Origin of the sequence: Streptomyces sp. SBT349, assembly GCF_001083795.1 — a bacterium.
Taxonomy (GTDB): domain Bacteria; phylum Actinomycetota; class Actinomycetes; order Streptomycetales; family Streptomycetaceae; genus Streptomyces.
This window is the reverse complement of sequence record NZ_LAVK01000335.1, coordinates 1-8,183: the sequence shown is the minus strand read 5'-3', so window position 1 is coordinate 8,183 and position 8,183 is coordinate 1. Positions and strand designations below refer to the sequence as shown.

At 74.5% G+C, this 8,183-nt stretch carries 6 protein-coding genes; all 6 read right to left on the bottom strand.

Features of this window, described 5'->3' with window-relative positions; translation table 11 throughout:
• Positions 1–60: 60 nt before the first annotated feature.
• The gene (gene solA, locus ADY01_RS29110) at positions 61–1,212 is read right to left on the bottom strand and encodes an N-methyl-L-tryptophan oxidase (protein WP_049579443.1); all 1,152 of its coding nucleotides are present in this window, start codon (positions 1,210–1,212) and stop codon (positions 61–63) included.
• A gap of 64 nt (positions 1,213–1,276) precedes the next feature.
• A complete protein-coding gene (locus tag ADY01_RS29105; RefSeq protein WP_049579442.1) occupies positions 1,277–3,733 on the bottom strand; it encodes a GcvT family protein in 2,457 nt (818 codons plus the stop codon).
• A gap of 132 nt (positions 3,734–3,865) precedes the next feature.
• Positions 3,866–4,651: an IclR family transcriptional regulator gene (locus ADY01_RS29100; RefSeq protein WP_049579440.1), complete on the bottom strand. Its 786-nt coding sequence runs from the start codon at positions 4,649–4,651 to the stop codon at positions 3,866–3,868.
• A 143-nt stretch (positions 4,652–4,794) separates the two neighbouring features.
• Positions 4,795–5,469 (bottom strand): alpha/beta fold hydrolase, encoded by a 675-nt coding sequence (locus ADY01_RS29095; RefSeq protein ID WP_049579439.1) that lies wholly within the window; start codon positions 5,467–5,469, stop codon positions 4,795–4,797.
• A 124-nt stretch (positions 5,470–5,593) separates the two neighbouring features.
• Positions 5,594–6,541: a class A beta-lactamase gene (gene bla / locus ADY01_RS29090; RefSeq protein ID WP_049579437.1), complete on the bottom strand. Its 948-nt coding sequence runs from the start codon at positions 6,539–6,541 to the stop codon at positions 5,594–5,596.
• Positions 6,542–6,701: 160 nt separating this feature from the next.
• Positions 6,702–8,183 (bottom strand): penicillin-binding transpeptidase domain-containing protein (locus ADY01_RS41400; protein ID WP_049579436.1); only part of this gene is annotated, 1,482 nt, incomplete at its 5' end.

Genomic DNA, 8,183 nt, shown 5'->3' with positions numbered 1-8,183 from the left:
GCAGGCCGGTGGGCGTGGTGGCGGGGGCGCCGGTGGGGGCGAGCGGCTGTGTGGTCATGGCTACCGGCCTCCCAGCCGGCCCGGACGGAACAGTTCGATGGGGTGTGCGGTGGAGCCGGTGAGGGCCAGGTCGGCGAGGATCTCGCCGACGACGGGGACGAACTTGAAGCCGTGTCCCGAGAATCCGCAGGCCACGGTGACGGCCTCGTGCGCGGGGTGCGGGGCGATCACGAAGTGCTCGTCGGGCGTCGTGGTGTACATGCAGGTCACCGCGCGCAGGAATCGCCCCGGCAGGGTCGGCAGCCGGGCCCCGGCCGCGGCGGCCATCTCCGCGACCTCGCGGGGGTGCACGGTGCGGTCGATGGTCTCCGGCGTGCACACGGTGCCCTTCCGGAAGAACGCCACCTTCGCGCCGCCGCCGGGACCGTCGATCGCGGGGAAGCCGTAGACCTGGACGCCCGCCGGATCCTCCCAGATGTAGACGGGATGCCGGTCCGGCCGGTACGGGCCGGTGCCGCCGTCCGGCTCGAACCAGTACATGATCTGCCGTTCGATCGTGAACGGGACGCCGAGGTCGGCCAGTTGCTCGGGCGCCCAGGCGCCGGGGGAGACGACCAGATGGCCCCCCGTGTACGTGCCCTCAGCAGTGGTGACGCGGACCCCGCGCCCGCCGGGCAGCGCCTCCCAGGCGGTGACCGGCTCGTTGAACCGCAGGTCGGCGCCCGCCGCCGTGGCCAGCTTCAGCTGGGCGGCCACCGTCGCCTCGGGGCGCAGCAGCCCGGCCCTTGACTCGTGGAGCGCGACCTCGTCGTCGCTGGGGGCGAGGGTGGGGAAGCGGGCCCGGATCTCCTTGGCGTCGAGCAGTTCGTGCGGGAGGTCGAAGGCGGTGGCGGAGCGGAGGCTGCCGGAGACGGTGAGGCTGTCGGGGTGGCCGATCATCAGCCCGCCGCACAGCAGCGCGACCTCGCGGTCGGCCTCCCGTTCGAGCCGCGCGTACAGCTCGTAGGCGCGCAGCAGCAGGGGAACGTAGTCGGGGCCCTCGAAGTAGGACTGCCGGGTGATGCGGGAGCCGCCGTGGCTCGAACCGCGGTCGTGGACCGGGCCGAACCGCTCCAGGCCGAGGACGCGCGCCCCGCGCGCGGCCAGGTGGTCGGCGGCGGCGCTTCCCATGCCGCCGAGGCCGAGCACGATGACGTCGTAACCGGTGGCCATGACTCTCCCTCCTCGTGGTCTCGTGAAGGTCGTGAGGTCGTGAAGGTCGTGAGGTGCTGACGCGCTAGCGGCGGATACGGGACATCTCGGGATCCAGCAGGGGCTCGGCGCGGACGGTGGCGGGCACCTTCTCGCCGAAGTACTCGATGTGCACGCCGGTGCCCGGCACCGCGACGTCGGCGGGCAGCCAGGCGTAGGCGATGGCGCGGCCGACCGTGTAGCCGTAGCCGGCGCTCGTGACATAACCGGCCGGTGAACCACCCGCGTACACCGGCTCGTTGCCGAGCACGATCGCGGCGGGGTCGTCGAGCGTGAGGCAGGCGAGCCGCCGCCGGGCCGTCGCGTCGGAGCGCCCCGCGAGGGCGTCCCGCCCGATGAAGCCCCCGGCGTCGCCCGGGTCCCCGGCGTCCCGCCGGACGGCGAAGCCCAGCCCGGCCTCGTAGGGATCGTGCTCCTGCGTCATGTCCACGCCCCAGGCGCGGTAGCCCTTCTCCAGCCGCAGGCTGGTGAACGCGCTGCGCCCCGCCGCGATGACGCCGAGCCGCTGCCCGGCCTCCCACAGCGTGTCCCACAGGCGCGGGCCGAGGTCGGCGCTGGTGTACAACTCCCAGCCCAGCTCGCCGACATAGCTCAGCCGCATGGCGGTGACCGGGACATGGCCGATGTGCGCGCGCCTGGCCGTGAAGTAGCGGAACGCGCCGTGCGAGACGTCGATGTCGGCCAGCGGCGCGACCAACTCCCGGGCCAGCGGGCCCCACACGCCGAGGCAGCAGGTGCCGGACGTGATGTCGCGGACCACGACCGAGCCGTCGGCGGGCAGGTGGTGCAGCAGCCAGTCCAGGTCGAGCGGGCCGTTGCAGCCGATCTGCCAGTGGTCCTTCGCCAGGCGGGCGGCGGTGATGTCGGAGCGGATGCCGCCACCGTGGTCGAGCAGGAGGGCGTAGACCACCGCGCCCGGCTTGCGCTCCACGCGCCCCGTGGTCAGCCGACGCAGGAACGCGAGCGCGCCGGGGCCCGTGACGTCGAGGCGTTTCAGCGGGGTCATGTCGAACAGCGCGACCCGTTCCCGCGTGGCCAGCGCCTCGGCGGCGGCGATCGGCGACCAGTGGCGCGCGGCCCAGGGGTCGCGCGCCGGGGCGGCGCCCGGCGGGAGCGCGTCGGCGAGCGGCGCGTTGGCCTCGAACCAGTGCGGGCGCTCCCAGCCGGCGGACTCCAGGTGGTGGGCGCCGAGTTCGAGGTGCCTCGGGTGGAAGGGGCTGGTGCGCAGCGGCCGGGGCCGTTCCATCGACTGGAGCGGGTGGATGACGTCGTAGACCTCGACGAAGTTCTGCGCGCCGCGTTCGGCGATGTAGCGCGGGGAGAGCTGCACCTCCTCGAACCGCCGCACGTCGCAGGCGTGGACGTCGGTGGACGGCCGCCCGTCGGCCAGCCGGGCGGCGAGGGCGCGGGCGACCCCGGCCGAGTGCGTCACCCAGACCGCCTCGGCCAGCCACAGCCCCGGCACGTCACGGACCTCGCCGATCAGCGGCATGCCGTCGGGGGTGAACGAGAAGACCCCGTCGAAGCCGTGCGCGACCTCCGAGTCGGCCAGGGCCGGGATCAGCCGGGCCGCGTCCTCCCACGAGGGCGCGAACTCCTCCGCGCTGAACGGGAGTTCGGAGGCGGTCAGGGCGAACGGGTCGACCGGCATGGGGCGGTGGGCGTAGCTGCCGATGCCCAGGTGGTCGCCGTGCTGCCGGACATACAGGTCGCGGTCCTGGTGGCGCAGGATCGGCAGGCCGGCGGCCGGGTCGAGGTCCGGCAGCGGCGCGGTCCTGGCGTACTGGTGGGCGAGGGGCTGGAGCGGCACGGTGACGCCCGCCATCGCGCCGATCACCGGGCCCCAGAATCCGGCGGCCGAGACGACGATGTCGGCCGGGAAGGCGCCGCGGTCGGTGAGCACGCCGGTGACGCCGTGCGGGCCGCGTTCCACCGCGGTGACGGTGTGGTGGCCGTGGAACGCCGCGCCGCGGGCGATGGCGCGTTCGGCCTGCACGCGGCAGGCCAGGGCCGCGTCGGCGAGCCCGTCGTCCGGGGTGTGCAGGCCGCCGAGCACGAGACCGGCGTCGAGCGGCGGCCACAGCTCCGCGCACCGGCGGGGGGTGACGGGCTCGGCCGCGACGCCCCAGGAGGCGGCGAGCCCGGCCCTGCGGGACAGGTCGGCCAGGCGCTCCTCGGTGGTGGCGACTTCGAGGCCGCCCACGGAGGTGAAGCAGCCGAGAGAGCGGTACTTGTCGATCGTGTAGCGGGCGAACTCGGACAGCACCTTGGCGGGGCTGGTCGCGAAGACGAGCCCCGGGGCGTGGAAGCTGGATCCCGGCCCGGCGAACAGCGGCCCCCGGTCCAGCACGGTGACATCCCGCAGGCCGCGGGCGGTCAACTCGTCCGCGAGCGCGCATCCGACGATGCCCGCGCCGATGACGACCACACGCGGTCCCGCCTGCGCCGATCCCGCCCCCGCCCGTTCTGCCTCTGCCACCATGCCCCGCTCCTCTCACCGATGCGTTGCGCATGGCGCAGTGTGTTGCGCCCTGCGGAACATGGTGAGAATGTCTGCGGTCACTGTCAAGAGAGCGGAAACGACGGCCGGCCGAAGCGCGGAAACGGCCGGAAGTCAGCTGCCGTACCCCATGCGCCGGGACAGCTCGTCCCCCGCCGCCGTGCAGTTTTCGGCCAGCGCGGACAGCCGTTCCTCGCCCATCCGGTAGACCGGCCCCGAGACGCCGATCGCCCCGATCACCGTCCCGTCGTATCGGCGCACCGGGGCCGCGACGGCGTTCAGCCCGTCCTCCAACTCCTCCCGGGTCACCGCGAACCCCGCGGCCGCGACCTCGTCGACCTGCGCGCGGAGGTCCGCGGGAACGGTCACGGTGCGCGGCGTGTACCGCTCCCGCTCACCCGTCAGCAGGCCGTCGCGGACGGCCGTCGGCAGCGCGGCGAGCAGCACCTTCCCGCTGGCGGTCGCGTGCAACGGGGTGCGGCGGCCGAGCCAGTTGTACGCCGAGATCTCCGCGGTGCCGCGCGCCTGCATGATGTTGACCGCGGCGTCGCCGTCGAGGACGGCGACATTGGCGGTCTCCCCGGTCTCGTCCGCCAGCCACCGGCAGACGGGGGCGCTCTCCTGCGAGATGTCGAGCCGCATCGCGGCGGCCCCGGCCAGCCGCAGGATTCCGGCCCCCAGGAAGTACTTGCCGCGCTCTTTCTCCTGGTCCACGAGACCGCGGCTCTCCAGCACGCCGATCAGCCGCGACGCCGTCGACTTGTGCACCCCCAACTCGTCCGCGATCTCGGTCACCCCGGCCCCGCCGCTCCTGGCCAGGACCTCCAGGAGCGTCACCGCCCGGTCCACCGACTGCACGGATCCGGCGAGGGCCCTCCGGTCGTCCGGTCCGTCTGTCATCGTCCGCTCCCGCCCACCAGGCGCGTGCCCGTCGGCACACTCGTCCTCGCCCCGCCGGGGCCGCGGCTCGCGCCATGCCGGCGCGGCGTGGCGGGCCTCCGGCCATCGTAGGCGGTGGCCTGATCATGCCGCCCCCATCGGCGTCACGGCAGGTACCCGATCAGCCGGTCGACGAGGGCGACCGGCCGCGACAGCGCGCCCAGATGGCCGCCGGGGACCTCCTCGGCCGTGATCCCGAGGCGCTCGCGGGCCACCCGGGCCTGGAACTCCCGGGGGAAGAAGCGGTCCTGGGCGCCGGCGAGCACGCGCGTGGGCACATCCGGCCACCGCTCGACGGCGCAGGGCTGCCCGAACGCGATGTCGGCCTCCGGCCGGTCGTGCGCCGCGCCGGCGGCGGCCCGCTCGGCCGGCACGTCGTGCCAGAAGTAGGTGGGCAGGCCCAACTCCGCCGCGTATCCGCCCGCTTCGGCCGCCGCGACGCGGGCCGCCTCCGAGCCGGTGTTCCCCCACCACTCTCCCGGCGTCTCGCCCGGCAGCGGCACCATCGCGTTGACCAGCACCAACAGGCGCACGGGCACCCGGGTGCAGGCCATCGGAGCGGTGAAGCCGCCCATCGACTGGGCCACCAGCACGACATCCTCGCGCCGCCCGATCGCGTCGACCACCGCGTCGGCGTACTCGGGCAGCCCCGCCGACTCGTCGGCGCCCGGCAGATCGACGGCGACCGCCTCGTGCCCCCTGGCCCGCAACTCGGGCACCACGCGATGCCAGTACCAGGCCGCGCCCCCGGCCCCGGGAATCAGAACGAACGCACTCATCTCCGGCTCTCCCGCCTCACTGCTCGAACTCACTGCTCGAACTCACTGCTCGGGCATGGGGACCACCGGAGGCGGCGGAACTCATCGGTCGCGGCCACGCGGCGCGGCCTCCCGCGCCGGGCCCCTACCGCCCGAGCCCCTCCACGGCCGCGGTGGCGGCCTCGGCGATCAGCTCGTCGCGGCGCTCGGCGCCCTGCTCGTCGCGGCTGGACATCACCGCCATGACGATCGGGTCCCCGCCGTCGTCCGGCCACACCACGGCGATGTCGTTGCGCCCCCCGTACCCGGCGGTGCCGCTCTTGTCGGCCACGGTCCAGCCGTCCGGCACGCCCGCGTTGATGAGCGTCTCGCCGGTGGTGTTGGTCACCATCCACTGCCGCAGGAGCTCGCGTTCGTCCCGCTCCAGGGCGTCGCCGAGCAGGAACGCACGCAGGCTCCCGGCCATCGCGCGCGGCGTGCTCGTGTCGCGGATGTCGCCCGGCGTCCCCTCGCTCAGCTCGGGCTCGTACCGGTCCATCTCGGTGACGTCGTCGCCGAGTTCCTCCAGCGCCGCCTCCAGGCCGTCCGGCCCGCCGAGCGCCTCGAAGAGCAGGTTGGCCGCCGTGTTGTCGCTGTACCAGAGGGTGGCGGCGCACAGCTCGCGCAGGCTCATCCCGGTCTCGACGAAGTTCTCCGTCACGGGCGAGTTGTCGATCAGCTCGTCGCTCGCATAGGTGATCACCTCCTCGATCCCGTCCAGCCCGTACTCCTGGAGCAGGGCACCCACCGCCAGGGCCTTGAACGTGGACGCGTACGCGAACCGTTCGTCCGCCTGGTGGGCGACCTCCCGGCCCGTTCCGGTGTCCAGGGCGTAGACGCCGAGCCGCGCGTCGAACTCGCGCTCAAGCTCGCCGAACGCGCGGTCGGTGGACTCCGCGGACTCCGCCGCCGGCGCGGACTCCGCGGGCGACGCGGACCGCGCGGAGTCGTCGGGCGCGGGCTCGGCGTCCTGGCCGCACGCCGGGAGTGCGACGAGCGCGAGCACGCCGGCCGCCCGCGCGGCGTTCCGGCGCAAACGGAGCAGGTAGGTCATGTGAGGAGACTCCAAGCCTTGAAAGGATCGCTGCGACCGCCAACCCCGGGAAGGACCCCGGGGCTTCGGACCACTCTCCGTTCCCCGGAGTCCCGCCGTCCAAGACGCGGACGCGCGGTTCCATGCCGTCCCGGCATAGCCGCCGCCACGCACCGCGCCCTCACAGGGCGTCGAGGAAGTCGGCGGCGACGGGTCCGGCGTCGCTGCCCCCGGAGCCGCCGTCCTCCAGGACCACGGCGAAGGCCAGGTCGCCCTCGCCCAGGTAGCCGATGATCCAGGCGTTGGTGGAGATCTCGCCCTCCTCGTCCTCGAACTCGGCGGTGCCCGTCTTGCCGTGCGGCGCGCCGGGGACGCCCGCCAGGGCGGAGGCCGAGCCGTCCGTCACCGTCTCGCGCATCATCGTCCGCAGCGCGTCGACCGTCCGGGGACCGAGCTCCGCCGGCGCCCGGTGCGGCTCGTCGACGGCCGCGGGGACGAGCACCGGCTGCCGGAAGGCCCCCTCCGCGACCGTCGCGGCGACCGAGGCCATCCCCAGCGGGCTGGTCTGCACCCGGCCCTGGCCGATCAGCGAGGCGGCCAGCTCGTTGTCGCTCTCCGCGACCGGCACGCTGCCGTCGAACGTGACGGCGCCGACGCTCCACTCGCCGCCGATGCCGAACGCCTCGGCCGTGTGGCTCAGGGTGTCGTCCGCGAAGAGGTCGCGGTGGTCGATGAACGCCGTGTTGCAGGACGAGGTGAACGCCTCGCGCAGCGTGGTGTCCGGGCCCAGCTCGAACTCGTCCTGGTTCTCGAAGGACTGCCCCTCGACGGTGACCGTCCGAGGGCAGCCGAGCACGTCGTCCGGCGCCCCGCCGCTCTCCAGGAGCGCGGCCGTGGTCACCACCTTGAACGTGGAGCCGGGCGCCAACTGCCCCTGGAGCGACCGGTTGAACCCCTCCACCGGCCAGTCGGCGGCGGCCAGCACATGGCCGGTCGACGGCCGTACCGCGACGATGGAACCGTCCCTGCCGAGCCGTTCGAGCGCCTCCTCGGCGGCCCGCTGCACCTCCGGGTCGACGGTCGTCTCCACCGGGCTGCCGGACGCGCCGCCCTCCCGCCGGTAGAGGGTGTCCACGGCCTCCCCCGAGTCCCGGTCCGCGATCACCACGGCCGCCGACGCGGTCCCGGCCAGCTGCTCGTCGTACCGCTGCTGAAGCCCCGAGACCCCGGCGCCGGTCTCCGGGTCGAGCCCGCCGACCAGGGCCCGCGCGGCGTGCGCGAGCGGCCGGGTGTCCTCCGCGAACTCCAGGCCCGGCACGGCCCGCAGGTCCGCCTCGTGCTCCTGGAAGACCGCCTCCCTCAGCGTCAGAACCGGCACGGCCCGGTCCGGCTCGGCCGCGGCCACCCGGTCGGCCAGGGCGTCGGTGTCGATCCCCGCGTCCAGCGCGTCCAGCGCCTCCCAGGCCGCGGACGGATCGGTCAGCCGCGCCGGCCGGACGCTGACGTCCCACACGGTCGAGGGACCGGCCAGCGGGCTGCCGTCCGCCGCGAGGATCGTCGCGCGCTCGGACTCACCCCGCGTCAGGACCAGCGTCCGGCCCTCGGCCAGCCGCGGGTGGACCACCGCCGACTCCCAGCCGACCAGCCAGCCGTCGCCCCCGCC

Excerpts from the sequence above, each read along its gene's own strand:
- solA (WP_049579443.1), bottom strand. The coding sequence starts at position 1,212 with ATGGCCACCGGTTACGACGTCATCGTGCTCGGCCTCGGCGGCATGGGA.
- ADY01_RS29105 (WP_049579442.1), bottom strand. The coding sequence starts at position 3,733 with ATGGTGGCAGAGGCAGAACGGGCGGGGGCGGGATCGGCGCAGGCGGGA.
- ADY01_RS29100 (WP_049579440.1), bottom strand. The coding sequence starts at position 4,651 with ATGACAGACGGACCGGACGACCGGAGGGCCCTCGCCGGATCCGTGCAG.
- ADY01_RS29095 (WP_049579439.1), bottom strand. The coding sequence starts at position 5,469 with ATGAGTGCGTTCGTTCTGATTCCCGGGGCCGGGGGCGCGGCCTGGTAC.
- bla (WP_049579437.1), bottom strand. The coding sequence starts at position 6,541 with ATGACCTACCTGCTCCGTTTGCGCCGGAACGCCGCGCGGGCGGCCGGC.